The organism is Roseomonas aeriglobus (assembly GCA_016937575.1).
Classification (GTDB): domain Bacteria; phylum Pseudomonadota; class Alphaproteobacteria; order Sphingomonadales; family Sphingomonadaceae; genus Sphingomonas; species Sphingomonas aerigloba.
In genome coordinates, this window is sequence record JAFHKN010000005.1 from 25,899 (window position 1) to 41,809 (window position 15,911).

At 64.1% G+C, this 15,911-nt stretch carries 14 protein-coding genes and 3 pseudogenes; 6 read left to right on the top strand and 11 right to left on the bottom strand.

All coding sequences use genetic code 11. The features are described from left to right. Positions 1-86: 86 nt before the first annotated feature. From JW805_19315 to JW805_19330, 4 genes are read right to left on the bottom strand one after another with little or no spacing between them, the layout of a single operon-like run. Positions 87-1,622: a hypothetical protein gene (locus JW805_19315; protein MBN2974152.1), complete on the bottom strand. Its 1,536-nt coding sequence runs from the start codon at positions 1,620-1,622 to the stop codon at positions 87-89. Next, a complete protein-coding gene (locus JW805_19320; protein MBN2974153.1) occupies positions 1,619-3,013 on the bottom strand; it encodes a toll/interleukin-1 receptor domain-containing protein in 1,395 nt (464 codons plus the stop codon). The genes JW805_19315 and JW805_19320 overlap by 4 nt, the downstream gene beginning before the upstream one ends. A gap of 51 nt (positions 3,014-3,064) precedes the next feature. After that, the gene (locus JW805_19325; GenBank protein ID MBN2974154.1) at positions 3,065-3,460 is read right to left on the bottom strand and encodes a type II toxin-antitoxin system VapC family toxin; all 396 of its coding nucleotides are present in this window, start codon (positions 3,458-3,460) and stop codon (positions 3,065-3,067) included. Continuing rightward, on the bottom strand, positions 3,453-3,707 hold the full coding sequence (locus JW805_19330) for an AbrB/MazE/SpoVT family DNA-binding domain-containing protein (protein ID MBN2974155.1): 255 nt from the start codon (positions 3,705-3,707) through the stop codon (positions 3,453-3,455). The genes JW805_19325 and JW805_19330 overlap by 8 nt, the downstream gene beginning before the upstream one ends. 243 nt (positions 3,708-3,950) lie before the next feature. Between JW805_19330 and JW805_19335 the strand changes: the two genes are divergently transcribed. Both JW805_19335 and JW805_19340 read left to right on the top strand, forming a co-directional pair. Continuing rightward, positions 3,951-4,604 (top strand): recombinase family protein, encoded by a 654-nt coding sequence (locus JW805_19335; protein MBN2974156.1) that lies wholly within the window; start codon positions 3,951-3,953, stop codon positions 4,602-4,604. A 140-nt stretch (positions 4,605-4,744) separates the two neighbouring features. Further along, positions 4,745-5,553, top strand: a pseudogene (locus tag JW805_19340) (transposase). Between the two features lie 239 nt (positions 5,554-5,792). Here the strand turns inward: JW805_19340 and JW805_19345 are convergent. Further along, entirely contained in the window at positions 5,793-7,064 is a 1,272-nt protein-coding gene (locus JW805_19345; GenBank protein ID MBN2974157.1) for an IS110 family transposase, read from the bottom strand. A 154-nt stretch (positions 7,065-7,218) separates the two neighbouring features. Between JW805_19345 and JW805_19350 the strand changes: the two are divergent. From JW805_19350 to JW805_19360, 3 genes and pseudogenes are all read left to right on the top strand, one after another. Next, a pseudogene (locus JW805_19350) lies at positions 7,219-7,557 on the top strand (transposase). A 31-nt stretch (positions 7,558-7,588) separates the two neighbouring features. Further along, a pseudogene (locus tag JW805_19355) lies at positions 7,589-9,178 on the top strand (Tn3 family transposase). 206 nt (positions 9,179-9,384) lie between these two features. Beyond that, positions 9,385-9,603 (top strand): copper-binding protein, encoded by a 219-nt coding sequence (locus JW805_19360; protein ID MBN2974158.1) that lies wholly within the window; start codon positions 9,385-9,387, stop codon positions 9,601-9,603. A gap of 53 nt (positions 9,604-9,656) precedes the next feature. On the opposite strand, the gene JW805_19365 is transcribed toward JW805_19360, so the two are convergent. The 6 genes from JW805_19365 to JW805_19390 all read right to left on the bottom strand — a co-directional run bounded on the left by JW805_19365 (position 9,657) and on the right by JW805_19390 (position 15,582). Continuing rightward, positions 9,657-10,580 carry a hypothetical protein gene (locus JW805_19365; protein MBN2974159.1) on the bottom strand — a complete coding sequence of 308 codons (924 nt, stop codon included), beginning with the start codon at positions 10,578-10,580 and terminating at the stop codon, positions 9,657-9,659. A 124-nt stretch (positions 10,581-10,704) separates the two neighbouring features. Beyond that, entirely contained in the window at positions 10,705-11,157 is a 453-nt protein-coding gene (locus tag JW805_19370; protein MBN2974160.1) for a DUF411 domain-containing protein, read from the bottom strand. 23 nt (positions 11,158-11,180) lie between these two features. After that, positions 11,181-11,855: a copper resistance protein B gene (locus tag JW805_19375; protein MBN2974161.1), complete on the bottom strand. Its 675-nt coding sequence runs from the start codon at positions 11,853-11,855 to the stop codon at positions 11,181-11,183. A gap of 335 nt (positions 11,856-12,190) precedes the next feature. Then, on the bottom strand, positions 12,191-13,939 hold the full coding sequence (locus JW805_19380; protein ID MBN2974162.1) for a copper resistance system multicopper oxidase: 1,749 nt from the start codon (positions 13,937-13,939) through the stop codon (positions 12,191-12,193). 114 nt (positions 13,940-14,053) lie between these two features. Beyond that, entirely contained in the window at positions 14,054-14,293 is a 240-nt protein-coding gene (locus tag JW805_19385; protein MBN2974163.1) for a hypothetical protein, read from the bottom strand. Between the two features lie 371 nt (positions 14,294-14,664). Beyond that, a complete protein-coding gene (locus JW805_19390) occupies positions 14,665-15,582 on the bottom strand; it encodes a transposase (protein MBN2974164.1) in 918 nt (305 codons plus the stop codon). A gap of 87 nt (positions 15,583-15,669) precedes the next feature. On the opposite strand from JW805_19390, the gene JW805_19395 reads away from it, so the two are divergent. Next, a complete protein-coding gene (locus JW805_19395; GenBank protein MBN2974165.1) occupies positions 15,670-15,804 on the top strand; it encodes a hypothetical protein in 135 nt (44 codons plus the stop codon). Positions 15,805-15,911 lie beyond the last annotated feature (107 nt).

Genomic DNA, 15,911 nt, shown 5'->3' on the forward strand with positions numbered 1-15,911 from the left:
AATAGCGGATTGCACCTAAATTGGTGGACGTCAGAGTCTTCGCCTTACGCTCGACCTGCCATCGGCATCAGTCGGCGCTCATGGGATCAGATGTAGTGCCGGAACGGCAGCGGCGGTGCGGTAACGGTATGAGGCGACGCCATCAGGATCTCACCCACCCGGTCGGCGAACTTGAGCGTCACGGGCAGGGCGCTCGCAAAATCGCAGGCGTTATAGTTTACCTTGGTGAGCGCAAGGATGTCGCCGAGCACCTCTACAATGTCCCCTTCGCCATGCGTCACGTCGACGGTGAGCGGCTTGGGTGTCTCGAACCCTTGATACCCTGCCAGCCGCGGCACGAACCCCCGCGCCCAAAGGTAACCTGACCAGTCACCCACGGTAAGGGCTGTGCCGCGCAGGACCGGTGTCGACGCAGAGGGGCGGAACAGCCGAACATCATCGAGCTGCTTGATCCTGACTCCTACCAGCTGTGTTTCAGTGGGCACTGCGCTGCAAAAGCCGTCCCACTCATCGTGGGAAAAGCGGTGACGGCCATGGATGAACAGCTGGTTCGGTGGCTTGCCGTGCTTGAGCTTATAGCCCTCGACCACCGAGGTCATCAAATTCGCCGCCGCGCTCCTCGACAGGTGATATTCCTTGCGCTCGTCGGAGTACCAGGGCCCAAGGGCGCCGCGAAATACGAGACCGTCGCCTGAGTTGAGGAACATCTGCGCGGCGCAACAGGCTTCGCCCGTTGCCGCAGGCGTGTCGTCGTTCTTAAACACCAGTCCGACGTAGCAAAGGCCAGGGCGGACATGGGTCAGCGCCCACGGCTTGGCGTCCATCTTGAAGTAGAGCGTGGTGCAGAAGTTCCAGGCAACCGTGGCCTCGTCCTGGAGGCCGCGCCGGCGGTCGTTGGTGATGTTGAGGTTGCGGTCGACCAGCGTGCTTTCGAGGATCAGCTGGAGGACGACGCCGTCCTGCAGCAACTCGGCTTTCAACTGGTGGTGGAAATTGCTCGAGAACAGGTAGGTTTCGGCATCCCGCACCGTGTCTGGGAACAGGTCGCCGCCCATCTGGAAGAAGCGTTTGGCGTCCTTGAAGCTCGTGATGTCAGAGGGAGTGCGCTCGTCTCTGGGCGGTGGTGCTACCTGGGGACGTCCGTAGCGATAGACGACGTCCGGAACGACAACGAGCCAGACGTCGGGACGGCGCTCCTCGGCGCGGATGTGCGCGCGGATCGCGTCGGCGAACAGCAGCACCGTGGATCGGACCGCGTCGGCGCGATTGTTCTTCTTGATGCAATGATCGATGTCGCCGCTCTTGAGCGCTAGCTCGACCATGCCGCGGGTTGGCAGCGCGATGCCGAAGCAGGCCTCGAAGCCTGGCCATGCGGGTGCCCATAGAACGGGCTTGCCCTTCGCATCGACCTTGCCGGGGATATGTAGGCTGATCCGCTCTAACCAGCGGCGGGATAGGCCGACGCCGCTCTCCGTCCCGATGACGCCCAAGCGCACCTGGGAGCGGCCATCGGGGCCTTCGAGCGGCCCGAAGAGGAAGAGCCCATCTTTTGGCGCTTCCATCTGCTGCCCGTGACCGAACTCAAGCAAAGGTTCGGCGATGCGATGCGTGAGAATGCTCATGCGTCGGCCTCCTCCGGCATCTCATCCCGGTCGAAAGCCGTTTCGAAGTCCTCTGACAGGGTTATCTGGCCGGATTCGTCCTCCTCGACTCGGCGGTCCTCTTCCGCGGCGAAGCTGACTGGGAAGTCGAAGCTCATCGGTAGGCTGGCAACCGCAAGGCGCTCACCGGACGCGGCAATGTCTAGGGTCGGATCACCTTCGGCAAGCCACCCCATCGCGGCGAGCAGCATGTCGCGCCATTTGTCGTTGAACCAAGACCGCGTGAGGCGCAACCGGATACGCTGCAGCTGTTCACCCGGGAGCGGGGTTCGGCCATCGGTCGTCACCGCGACATTGGCATGGACCCGGAAGAGAGCATCCGGCCAGAGCTTGGGTTGAGCGACAAGGCACAGATGCCAGCGCCGATCCTTGAACTTGCCGCTCAGGACCCGGTCGACCCGATGTCCATCGCTCAGCGTCAGCTTCACTCTTCCGTCGATGAGTCCGTCGGGGAAGAAGCGGCCGCGGGCGCCCGAGGCGAAATCGACAGGAAGTAGCCCGAGACGATGCATGGCCAAGTCCCAGTGCTGACGCATCAAATTGACGGCGATCCGCCGTGCATTGGAACGCTCAACGAAGTGGCGGCTATAGGTACCGTCGATCACGCCGTTGAATGGCAAGCTGGCGCGCGCCTTCAAAGGCGGAGCGCCGTTGTCGAGACGCTCGATAGCATCGGGTCCGCAGAAGGCGATCACCCCTCCATCGTGTAGTACATGGGGAACACGTGTGAACTGGCTCCAGGCTTCCAGCTGCGCAGTCGTTCCCTTCGCCTCCAGGATCCAGACGTCAGGCCTCGCCCGGAGTTCGAACCAGTTGCTGTAGAGCGTCTCGGGACTTGAAGTGACCAGCTTTCGACCGTCCTCTTGGGCAGCGACGATCATCGCAAGCTGCTCGGCGTCCGGATGCTCGACCTTTGGCACACGTGAGGAGTCGAGCGTCTCGAACAGGGGCTGAAGGCAGGCAGCCCAGTTAGGGAACGCATTGTGTGCGTTCTGGCGGAGGATCTCCGTCGGGAAATCGCCGAAATCCACGTCGGCGATTCGGATCGGAATCATAAACTCCGCATCGCCGAGCTTGCGACGCATGACGTCGCCGAGGGCGAGTTCCTTCTTTACGCCTTGCTTGCCGATGTGCTCGGACACGACGACGATCTGCTTGATCGCCTCGTGCCGCAGCACGTGCTCGATCTTGTCCCAGAAATCGTCGCCACCCCGAAGCGCGCCAACGTCGACCCAGACCTTGTACCCGGCAGTGGTCAAGCGACCTGCGAGCCACCGCGCGAACCGGTTATCCTCGGGGTTGGCGTGCGTGATCAGAATGGTGTCGCGCACCAGTGTCGGAACGGTTGTCATGCGTGTCCCCGCCTGCAGCGTACCGTACCCAAAAGCACGAATATGGGCCTACTACGCCAGAGGGCGCACGTTGGTGATGGTAATGCCGACATCCGCGCTCGCCAGCGGGCCGTCCGTCGTGAACATCTGCGCTTGCAGATCGATCGCCAAAGCAAGGCATGCCCGGTCGCCAAGCGAAAGACCAAGTGCCTTCGTCGACGGCCGGAGGTCGCCTATGATGAGCGCCTGGGCAGGGGAGAGCGGCCGAACATCGAGGTGCAACCCGCCGAGCGCCTCACGCACCTCGTCCAGCGACAGGCCACGCTCCCGCAGCTTGGACACGACCTCGGCCAGGTTTGCCGTTCCGATGACACTGCGGGTCAGCACGTCGACTACCCGATCAGCCCCGGGCTCGTCGTTCAGAAGGCAGAGCAGGGCGGAGGCGTCGAGTACGACCTTGCTACTCACGCTCCGCCTCACGCCGGCGTTCGGCAATCAGCTCGTCAGCCAGGCCGACGCCTTCGGGCACATACTTGCGAAGGATCGCGCGAGCCCGCTCTAACGCTCTCGGTACGGACCGTACCCGCAACTCGCCATCGTCCACATCGACGAGAACGGTGTCACCTGTGGTGATCCCGAGCTCACGGCGCATTGCCGCCGGGATCACGAGCTTGCCACCATCCACGATCTTGACCCTCTGTGCTTCCATCTGCACTGACCTCGCTTGGCTGACCCAATCACCAGACCTTACCGGATGTCGGCGCTGACGGATAGCGCAAAGCAGGACCCTTCAACGGGTTTAGTGATTGGTGGCCGTTCATATCTGCGCGCGGTAGCTACTTAGGCCTGACTAGCTGAGCTAGGCTCGACAGGATCGGCGCTTGCTATTCCGAGCCGGATGCCGCAGCGGTGGCTCACAAGGGTATACCCAAGAACGCCGGGCAGGAGTGACGAGCAGATGGGAGGCAACGAGGTCAGGGCGGCGCGGGTGTACCTGCGTGTGAGCACGGACGAGCAGGACCTGACGCGGCAGGAGAGCATCGTGGCCGGCGCGCGGGCGGCCGGCCTCTACGTCGCGGCGGTGTACCGGGAGAAGGCGTCGGGCGCACGGCCAGACCGACCCGAGCTGTTGCGCATGGTCGCGGACCTCCAGCCGGGCGAGGTGGTGGTGGCCGAGAAGATCGACCGGATCAGCCGCCTGCCGCTGCCGGAGGCGGAGCTGCTGGTGGAGACGATCCGGGGCAGGGGGGCGCGCCTCGCAGTGCCGGGGATCGTGGACCTGTCCGACTTGTTGGCCGACAGCGCGGGCGTAGCGCGCATCGTGCTGGAGGCGGTGCAGGACATGCTGCTGCGGGTGGCGCTGCAAACGGCGCGCGACGACTACGAGACGCGCCGTGAGCGGCAACGCGAGGGCATTGAGGTCGCGAAGAGGGCGGGGCGTTACACCGGCCGCAAGCCGGATCTCGCCCACCACCGGCGCATCGTAGGTCTGAGGGAGGCGGGCATGAGTATCGCGAAAACTGCGGAGCTCGCCGGATGCAGCATCGCTCACGTCAAGCGCGTGACAGCACTTCATCGCTCGAAGCCGACTCCGCCTCAGCAGGGCGACTGAGTTTCATGCATGTCTCACCGCCGATCGTAATGTTCTAAACAGCATCGCGGATCGGGCATGGTGACGTCCTCCCTGTTTTTTCATCCATGTTGAGTGAGAGTTTTCCGGCTCTTTGAAGCCTACGGGCAAGGAGCTGGGACATGAAGAAGTCGAGGTACACGGAATAGCAGATCGCGTTTGCGCTGAAGCAGGCGGAGACGGGCACGCCTGTGGCAGAGGTCATCCGCGGATGGGCTTGTCGGAGCAGACGTTCTATTGCTGGAAGAAGGTGTATGGTGGGCTGGGCGTCGGCGAGCTGCGGCGGGTGAAACAGCTCGAGGACGAGAATCGCAAGCGCAAGCAGCTCGTCGCGGACCTGAGCCTGGACAAGCATATCCTGCAGGATGTCCTGGCAAAAAAGCGCTGACGCCTGGGCGGCGGCGCGAGATCGTCGCGCACGTCCAGGCATCCCACGGCGTCAGCGAGCGGCGCAGCTGCCTCGCGCTCGGCGTCGACCGCTCGTCGGTGCGATACGTGTCACAAGCCGGACGAGGCGCCGCTGCGGCTGCGCATCCATGATCTGGCGGCAGCACGGGTGCGCTCTGGCTATTTCCGGATCTACATCCTGTTGCGCCGGGAGGGCTGGCTGGTGAACCACAAGCGGGTCTACCGGCTGTATCGGGAGGATGGATTGAGCCTTCGGCTCAAGCGCCCTTGGCGCAACGTCAGCGCGGCGAACCGCGAACGCCTGCCTACGGCCTCGGCGCCCAACGAGATGTGGTCGATGAACTTTGTCTCGGATGTGCGGTTCGACGGGCGGCGCTTGCGGGCGCTGACGGTGGTCGACGCGTTCACCCGCGAGGCGCTGGCGATCGACGTCGATCAGGGCATCACGGGCGAGCAGGTGGTCGCGGCGGTGACGCGCATCGCGTCCGTGCGTGGTACGCCGAAGACCATTCGGGTCGACAACGTCCTATGTCGGGAAGCAGCGGCGGGTTTTGGCCAGCAGATATCCATGCGCCGACAACCGTCGGCGCGGCATGCAATCTGAGCCAGATGGCTCCCACCGTCAACGGGATCGCTCCCTGCCATAGCAAACACAGGATCCAGCAGCGCCGAGGCGGCCGTGGTCCTCACCATCCTTAAAACGAGATACGCACCCAGGTGGAAGGCCCGAACATTATCTACAGGGTCGCTCGACGAGCGCCCTCACGGCACTTGCAGAGAGGGGTCCTTCCACCTGGCATCCGACCGTTCGAGGAACGGCCGGTACTCTGTCCCCGTCTTGATGACGGCGTGAGCCACGCGCGCCATCTTGGCGGTGAGCGCCGTCATCGCCTTGCGGCGACGGTCGGCATCGTCCGCGTGCCCGGCGACATATCGTCCGAGCTTGTCGCGGAAGCTGTTGTCGCGCTGACGCGCGGCGACCTGGGCAGCCATCCAGAAGGTCCGGCGCAGGCGCGCATTGCCGTACTTGGACAGCTTCGTGCGGCCACGGAACGTGCCTGACTGACACGTTGCGAGATCGAGACCGCAGAACTTCAGGAACTGACGATGATGGTTGAAGCGCCGCAGATCACCGGCCTCGGCCAGGATGGTCAGCGCGTTGATCGGACCGATGCCCGGAATGTTGCGCAGCAGCTGGTAGTCGACGTCATCGGCGAGCCGCGCATGGGCCAGCCGCTCGATCTCGTCTCGCTGGTGGATGAGGCTGCGGCCCTGCGCGATGACCATGCGGAACATGGTGATGGCGGCTGAGTTCTCCGGCACCGGCAGTGCCGTCGAGGCGGACGCCGTCTCGTAGATGTCGTTGATGAGGCGTGCCTTGGAGACCTTGCGGCCGATGAGCGGCCATGCCGCGGCCGAGAACGCCTCGCGGTCCAGCGCCGTGATGGTGGCCGGCGTCGGAAACCGCTCGATGAGCGCCAGGAACCAGTCGGACCGGCTGTTGCCTGCGAAGCGGGCGATCTCGGGGAAGTACAGCGGCAGGTAGTGGGTCAGGATCCGATGCCAGGTCTGCGTCTTCATCCTTGAGATCGTCTCGTGAGTCTTCGAGAGCTCCTGCAGGTCGTTGATTCCGGCCACCAGCGGGTCGACGTAGCGCTGCGTCGCACCGATCCGCAGCATGTGCAGGATGACCTGCGCGTCCTTGGAGTCGTTCTTGTCCCAGCCGTTGTGCAGCGCCTCGCGCGTTCTGGCGAGCGCGACCGACGAGATGAGGCGCAGCTCGAACCCTGCCGTCAGCAGCCGGTGCGCCAGCGTACGATGGTAATTACCCGTCGCCTCGAACCCGACGATGATAGGGCGCCCGATAGCAGCGAGTTGCTCGGCAAAGCCGTCATAGTCCTGCCTGGTCGCCATGACGGTCATCCGCCGGCGCCGGCCGCCTTCCGGTCGCTCGATGAGAACCTCCTGTCGGCTCTTGGACATGTCGATGGCTACCAGCACGGCGCCGGCAGGCGTAGAGGTGAGCTTGGTCATGGTCGGTCGGCCTCCAAAGTGTTGTCTCGACAACCTCACTTTAGATACCTGCTGACCGGCCATGGCTTGCCCTGATGAAGTCTGCGGCCGCTACGCGGCCTTGTCTTCATCAGGGCCATAGCGGCTCCCGAACCAGCGCTTCCCAATGTGCTATGGCAGCGAGTTCATCGCTACCGCCGTCCAGGCCTGGCTCGGGCAGATCGGCGTGAAGACGCTCTACATCGCACCGGGCTCACCATGGGAGAACGGCTACAACGAAAGCTTCAACGGCTCCCTGCGAGACGAGCTCCTAAATGGCGAAATCTTCTACAGCCTCGCCGAGGCCAAGGTCCTGATCGAGGCTTGGCGGCGCCACTACAACACCGTCCGGCCGCACAGCAGCCTCGGCTACCGACCACCGGCTCCGGAAGCGGCGACACCGCCATTGCCGGTCTCCGGCTCCGCTTCGCTCCACCTCCGACCGGCAATGGCGGCGGAGACGACAATGCACTAACTAACAATCCGGACCACCCGATGGGGGCTGCTCAAAATGGCGGAGACAGTTGCGAGCGAAGGGCGACGATGATGCCCGTCTCCGAGAGGTCGCGGTCATGTTCCACCTGCGTGACGCGCTACGCTCGGGCGACATCTGGCTCGACCGCTCGCATCGGTATGGTGACCTGCGCAACGTCCTGGTGTCGATGGAAGTCGCGCATGCTGCGAAGCTGGCCGTACCGTCTGATCCGCATGTCTGGCTCGCCGATCGCAAAGCCCGTCTTGCCGATGGCCTTGCCCGGCTCGGTCGCGCCGCGCGTAACGGCACGATCCCGAAAGGCAGTATCGAGGACGGCACACTGCGCATCGATCGCCTCACCGCTGACGCGCCGGATGGGATCGATGACTTGGTGCTCGATCTCTACCGCCGTCTGCCGTCCGTCCGTATTACCGACCTGCTGCTCGAAGTAGATGCCGCGCTCGGCTTCACCGAGGCCTTCACGCACCTGCGCACCGGCGTTCCGTGCGACGACCGGACCGGCCTGCTCAATGTCCTGCTCGCAGAGGGTTTGAACCTGGGCCTGCGCAAGATGGCCGAGGCTTCCAACACCCATGATTACTGGCAACTCTCTCGGCTCGCGCGCTGGCACGTCGAACGCGAGGCGATCGATCAGGCGCTGACCCATGTGGTCGCCGCACAAGGCGATCTGCCGATGGCGCAGGTCTGGGGTATGGGCACTACCGCATCCGCCGATGGTCAATTCTACCCCGCCGCGCGACAGGGCGAGGCGATGAACACGGTCAACGCTCGCTATGGCAACGATCCCGGCATCAAGGCCTATACCCACGTCAACGACCGCTTCGCGCCGTTTGCATCGCGGACCATCCCTGCGACCGTCAGCGAAGCCCCATACTTGCTCGACGGGCTGACGATGAATGAGGCCGGGCGACGGATCGAGGAGCAATACGCCGACACTGGCGGGTTCACCGACCATCTGTTCGGGATCAGCGCCACGCTCGGCTACCGCCTGGTGCTGCGCATCCGCGACCTTCCGTCCAAACGGCTCTACGTGTTCGATCCCGCCGCTACGCCGAGCGAGTTACGTCCGCTGGTGGGCGGGAAGGCGCGCGAAGCGCTGATCGTCTCCAATTGGCCCGATCTATTTCGCTGCGCAGCCACCATGAGCGCAGGGCAGGTCCCGTCAAGCCGCATCCTGCGCAAGCTCGCCGCCTATCCGCGCCAGAACGATCTGGCGGCCGCACTGCGCGAGGTCGGCCGGATCGAACGGACGCTATTCATCATCGAATGGATCCTTGATGCCGGCATGCAACGCCGCGCGCAGGTCGGCCTCAACAAGGGCGAAGCGCACCACGCGCTGAAGAACGCCTTACGGATCGGTCGCCAGGGCGAGATCCGCGACCGTACGACAGAGGGGCAGCATTACCGCATCGCCGGCCTCAACCTGCTCACCGCCGTCATCGTCTACTGGAACACCCTGCATCTCGGCCATGCCGTCGAAGCCCGGCGACGCGAAGGGCTCGATACGCCCGACCACCTGCTGGCCCATATCTCACCGCTCGGGTGGGCGCACATCCTCCTCACCGGCGAATACCTCTGGCCGAAGGGTGCCGAGGCTTAGGGTGTCATTTCGCCCTCAGCCGGATTCGACCCCTAGGAGTGCGAGCGCCTACAGCTAGCGGCAGCACCGACCAGCGATGCGCAATGCCGGAGCGCGCCGACATGCGATCGAACAGTCGCGCCTCCCGCTCAGGCAGTCGCTGGCGCGCCCAGTCGACAAAGGCGGCGTGAATATCCTGATCGGGCACGGCGGTCCCGATCGCCTGGATGGTCGCATGCACGAAAACCGGGTCCTCTTCGCGCCCTCAAGCGGGTTCCGTCACGCTGGATCATGGCCCCATTCCCGAGGTCAATTGGCCGGCAATGACGATGGCCTTCACGGCCGATCCCGGACTGCTGGCGGGCCTGAAGCCGGGAGATAAGGTCAGCTTCGAGCTCGCGGTTGGCGATGGCGGCGCCACCGTGACCGCGATCCGGAAACAATGACCCCTGATGGGCCGGCATTCGCGCCGGCCCATACGACCAGCGTCGATCGACGATCAGGCGACCGCGACCGCTGACGCTCGTTCCGTCAGCCAGCGGCGACAGGCGAGCACGAGCCCCAGCGAGAAGGCGGACACCATCGCTGTCGCCAGCGGCAACAGTCGCAAGGCCTCGGTCGGGAAGACAAAGGGCAGGAACGGAAAGGCATAGACCGCCGGCACGCGCATGCCGAACAGGCGCAGGAGCGCGGTCATCAGTAGAAGGTCGAGCAGCGCGATCACCAGCCAGGACTCGAACAGGGCGATGAGCGCGATGCCGATGGATGCGGCCAGTGTCAGCACCGCGATCTGCCTGAGCGCCATCCGGGGCGCGTACATCTTCATATGAAGCGACTCGTAGACGACCACCGCAACCGGAGGAATCACCCCGAGATGCGGATATCCGGCAGCGGCGGCGAGCCCGATCGATGCGAGCGTGGTCACCAGATAGGCAAGCATTGCCCGATACGCGAGGGGCGCGCGGCGATCGGCGGGGGAGCGCACCCTGAACAGGAATATGCCCGCCATCAGGATAAATGTGGTGACACCGATCGAGACCAGAAAGGACGGATGGGTGGCATTCGTGACGATCGGCAGAAAGCCCGTGGCGAGCGCGGGCGCCAGACTGTAGCGCAGGAACGCGAAGAAGCCGAGCATGGCAACAAGGACGAGGACGAGCTTGGCCGCGAAGGGCAGCGCGAGAAGGTTGATGCCGAACCCCATAACTGCCGTGAGCGATGGCCAGATGAAGATCTTTTCGGGCTGCCGCATCCATGATTGCTCGCGCCAGGCCCACAACGCCACCGCCATCGCGGCGATCTCGGGCAATATGATCTCGCGATCGCCAAGTGCCGCCGCTGCGCCAACCATGGCCATGATCAAGGCAAAGGCAGCGCCATAGGGCAAGAGCTCTTCAACTCGATTCCGTATTTCGCTGCGCATATTGGCTCTCGTCAGGCGGCATTGCCCGGATTTTCAGTCTGTCGTCTGGGTCGTGATAGAGCGAGATAGGATGGAAAGGGCAAAGGAACCGGGATGGCGCAGCGGCCATCCCGGTTCCCGCGCGTCAATGCCTGCCGAAGAGCTTCTGTCCCGACGACCCGAAGGCCATCACGTCGAAGCGCTGGGGCTTGCGTCCTGGAACTTCCATGCCTGGCGAGCCGAGCGGCATGCCACCGACCGCGATCCCGCTCATGCCCTTGGGGCGCTGGGCAAGGAAGCGCTTGATGTCGCTAGCCGGGACATGCCCCTCGACCACGACGCCATCAATGACCGCAGTGTGGCACGACCCAAGCGCATCGGGAACGCCGAGCCGCTTGACGAGCGCGGCGCGCGTTGGATTGTCGATGATAATGTGCTTGCGCCCGAGCTGTTGCGCCACCTGTTTTGCCCAGATCCCGCAACAGCCGCAGCCCGGATCGCGATACACGGTCATCTGGCTCGCGGCGTACGCAGCGGACGGCGTCATGATCGTGGCAGTCAGTGCTGCCAGGGCAAGACGGAATATAGTCGATCTCATATAAGGAGTCCTTTTGCGTTGAATCAGAACCAGCTTCTGAGGCCGACGAGAAAGCTCCAGCCTCCCGCCTTCTCGCCTGCGGCGCGCGCGAAATCGGCGGTGGTGCCGAAGCGCCGTTCATATTGAACGCCCGCATAGGGCGCGAATTCGGGGATGAACTGGTAACGCAGCCTGAGCCCCGCTTCGGCCGAGCTCAGCCCCGAACCGATACCGAGCTCGGGAATGTCCTGCGCGGACAGCTCGAACTCGATCGCCGGTTGCAGGATCAGTTTCTGCGTGATCCGCTGATCATATTCGGCCTCGAAGCGCGCGGTGACCTCGCCCTTGTCCGAAAGGAAGAGCGACCCGTCGACCTCGAACCAATAGGGTGCCAGGCCCTGGATGCCGAGCACCAGGTTCGTCCGTTCGGGGCCTGCGCGGAAATCATGCCGGATACCCGCTTGCAGATTGAACCAGGGATCGAGCGCGTGGCTATAGAGCGCCTGGACCTCGACGTCTTCCGGACCACCTTCGCCCAGAGTGCCTTCGCCTTCGGACTTGAGCCAGATCCGGTTGATGTCGCCGCCAGACCAGAATTGCGCATCCCAGCCATAGCCGTTGGCCCCGTTGCGCATCGATGTCTCGAGCCGGTCGAGCAGGAATTGCGCGCTGGTCAGCCCGCCATTTTCCTTGAGAAGCATCTGTCGCGACCGGGCCATTTCCTCCGCGCCGAAATAGGCGTCGGCGGCATGCGCCGGGCCGCTGCGTGCGGCATCGGAAGGACCCGTGACCGGTGGGTCGGAACCCTCGTTCATGACATGGCCGGCATGGAGGGCCGTAGCTTGCTGATCGGCCGGCGCGCGATGCGCCGCATGCGGGTCTGCGGGCTTTGCTGCATCGAGCCGGGCAGGCGGGGCATGCCCCGCATGCGGGTCGGCCGCGTCGGCCTGTACCGGCATTGCGTGTCCCGCATGAGGATCCTGCTGCTGCTGCTGCTGCGCGTAGAGCGCCGGAGCCGGGAGCGTCGTCAGGATGATGGCTGCAAGATAGGTCTTCATGCAGCCTCTCCCTCGTGCGGACGAACGGTGACGACGCGGAACATCCCGGCATGCATGTGGAGCAGCAGATGGCAGTGGAACGCCCAGTCGCCGGGGGCGTCGGCGGTCAGGTCGAAGCTCGCCTTGCCGCCGGGGAGCACGTTGATCGTGTGTTTGAGGGGCTGACGCCCCTTCTGGCCGTTCACGACTTCGAAGAAGTGACCGTGCAGATGGATTGGGTGCGTCATCATCGTATGATTGACGAGGACGACACGCGCGCGCTCGTTGCGTTCGAAGCGGATCGGCTCGACGCCATCGCTGAATTTCTTGCCGTCGAACGACCACATGAAGCGTTCCATATTGCCCGTCAGATGCACCTCGATGGTGCGCGCGGGCGGACGCGGATCGGGATTGGGTTCGAGCGCGACGAGATCGCGATAGGTGAGAACCTTATGGCCGACATTGTCGAGCCCGACCCCGGGGTCCCCGGTCCGGTCGACAGGCGAGAACGCGATCGCATCCATGCCGACGCCGACCGATACGCTTTCAGGAACCTTCGATTTGTCGCGCATGCTCATCGCGCCATGGTCCATCGCGCCCGCGGCGGCGCCCGCCACGCTACCGTGCGCGCCATGATCCATGCCGCCCATGCCCATATCCTTCATCGTGAGCGTCGGCCGTTCGCGTAAGGGCGGGACCATAGCCGCCATGCCCGGACGCGGCGCCAGCGTCGCGCGGCCCATGCCCGAGCGGTCGAGGGATTCAGCGACGATCGTGTAAGCGCGATCGTCATTGGGCTGCACGACCACGTCATAGGTCTCGGCGGTACCGATCTGGAACTCGTCGACGGTCACCGGCCGCACATTCTGTCCGTCGGACTGGACGACCGACAGACTCAGGCCCGGGATGCGGACATTGAAGATCGACATGGATGAGGCGTTGATGACGCGCAGCCGGACGCGCTCGCCGGGACGGAACAGGCCGGTCCAGTTCTCCTGCGGCCCATGGCCATTGATCAGATAGGTGTAAGTCGTGGCTGACACGTCGGCGATATCTGCGGGGTCCATCCGCATCTTGCCCCATTTAGCCCGTTCGGACGGGCTGAGCTTTTCCTCGGGACCGCCCGCGATCATGCCCGCGAGCGTCTGCTTCTGGCGGTTGAAATAGCCGCCTTCCTGCTTCAGCCGTGTAAAGAGCCGGTGCGGATCGAGAAAACTCCAGTCGGAGAGCACGATGACATGCTCGCGGTCGTAACCGACAGGATCGGCGCCCGCGGGATCGATGACAATCGGCCCGTAATGGCCGAGCTGCTCCTGGAGCCCGGAATGGCTATGGTACCAATAGGTGCCATTCTGCTTGACCGGGAACTGATAGGTGAAGAGCGAATGCGGCTTGATACCGGGAAAGCTGACCCCGGGCACGCCGTCCATCTGGAAGGGCAGGATCAGCCCGTGCCAATGGATCGAACTGTCCTCGTCGAGGCTATTCTCGACATGAAGGCGGACATTCTGCCCCTCCTTCAGGCGAATGAGCGGCGCGGGTAGCACGCCGTTCAGCGTGATCGCATTGCCCGCGCGGCCGCCGACCATATAGCGGCTCCGCGCAATCTTGAGGTGAATGTCCTCGCCCGCCAGCGTCGGCAAGGTGGCGCGGATTCCGGGCGTGTTGCTCTGCGCCCAGGCGGGGAGAAGGCCGGCAAGCGAGAAACCCGCGGCGCCGAGGGCGCCGGCGCGCAACAGCGCCCGCCGCTCGATAGGGTGGTTCATGTCGTGTCTGTCCTTTGCGCACCAGCACGCTCCACCCGCTGTCGGGCGGTGAGACTGGCGCTCGATGATCAGGAAAGGCCGGGAGCGGTGTCGGTACCGCTCCCGGCGCAACGATTACTTGCCGGCGGGGGCGGCCGGTGCCTTGGCCTCGCCGGACATTTTCTTGTCGCAGCAGTCCATCTCGCCGCGAGGCTTCGTCTTGCCGTTGCCCATCATCCGGGCATGGCAGGGCATGGCGCCCTTCATGTCGGCCATGCCGGCATGCATCTGATGCGCGGGGCTGGCGGATTGTGCCGATGCCACGGCTGCGGGGTTGGCGGCCGCCATTGCGGCTGCTGTCAGAATCATCAACATCGTATTTCTCCGGGAAAATTGTGGGGTTCACATTTCCGGAGCTGGGCGGGGCGGGGGCGCGCGCGCCTCGGGATGGATGCCTGCAAGCGGGCGGGGTTCCCGCGATTCAGGGGCGTTTTTCGCGGCCACACGCGGAGGGCCGGGCTCGGCGGGGATTGCCTGGAGCGGTGCGCAGGCGCTGACGCATGTCATTGCGGTCATCGGCCGGTGCGTGTCGGGCGCGCTCGTGGCGTTCAGGCAATGGCCTTGTTCGATGCTTCCGAAAGTCAGGTGCGGCGTCGCCGCATTCGCGCCGCCTGTCCCCGCAAGCGGTGACAGGAACAGCGCGAACGCGGCAAGCAGCGACAAGAGCAGTCGGAGCGCCATGATCGTCAGGGGGCGACCCGCTTCGCGACATAGCCGGCAAGCGCGATGGCGCGGACAAATATATCGGCTTGGCCGGTGTCGGAGCTCGTCTTGATGCGGACCTGGTTCGTCGGGCGGTCGACACTCACATCCACCACTCCCGGGACTTCACGGACAGCGCGTTCGATATGCGCCGCGCAGGACCCGCACGTCATGCCCTTGACCGAGAACAGCAGCATATTGGCATCCAGGGTTTCCATGCCATTCTCCATGGTCGAGAGCGTCTCCTCGCTTTGAGTCGACCCTTCTATCGACCTTGACATCATGTTAAGGTCAAGCCCGGCTTTTCCAGTTCGCCCGCAGTCGCAGGGCACCAAGAATTCGTTCGGGTGATAGCAGGTGCAGTCGAAATGCCCGTTCCAGGCCGCGCCCTCCTGATCGCCATGGGTGGGGCTGACCGAACTGTCCATGTCCAGAACGATGTACTTCAGCCCGTTACGGTCATGGAACCGGTCGATCCATTGGCCATTCAGGTCGGCCAGCGCGGCACGGTTCTCGGGCTGTGCCAGTGTCTCGGTCTCGAACCGTCCCATCTGCGAGGCCGAGGCCGCTTGCGCATCGACAGCCCTTCCACCCACGACCTGGCGCATCACCGGATCGAGGGCCAGGCGGTCGGCGTCGTTCACATCCTCGTATCCGGCCAGTCGCCCGAACACCGATTGCCGGAACAACCCGTCAAGCCGGTGGACCGTGTTCTTGCCGCGCCGGGTGTCGCGCAATGCTTTTGCCGCCAGATCGGACAGCCCGAGCGCGTCATCCAGCTCGCGCATCACCAGCAGGCCGCCGTCGGAACTGAGCTGCGCACCTCGGAACTCCACATGCACCCGGCGGTCGAACTCGACCCGATCTGCCCGCTTCGAACCCGCACCCTCTGGGTGACCCATCAAACGCGCCCCTCACGGCCATCAACACCATGATTTATATCGGAAATATTGAGATCCTGACAGCAAAATCAGCGATTTACTTGGGGAATGTGGGTCGAGGCCGGCGTGCGTCCGGCGCAGGCGGCGAAGCAGCTTGGGCTTGGCCGATCCACTCTCTACCGCGAACTCGCTGCACTCAAAACCGAGGCACCCACCACGCCCGCACTCAACGCCGCAGAATGAGCCGTAACGTCGTGGCTGTCATCGTCTCTGACATATAGCTGACATCGATTTTGAAAACCGACACACGCGGGCGTAGCCGATCAGCATGGATCACAAACGAAGGGGCC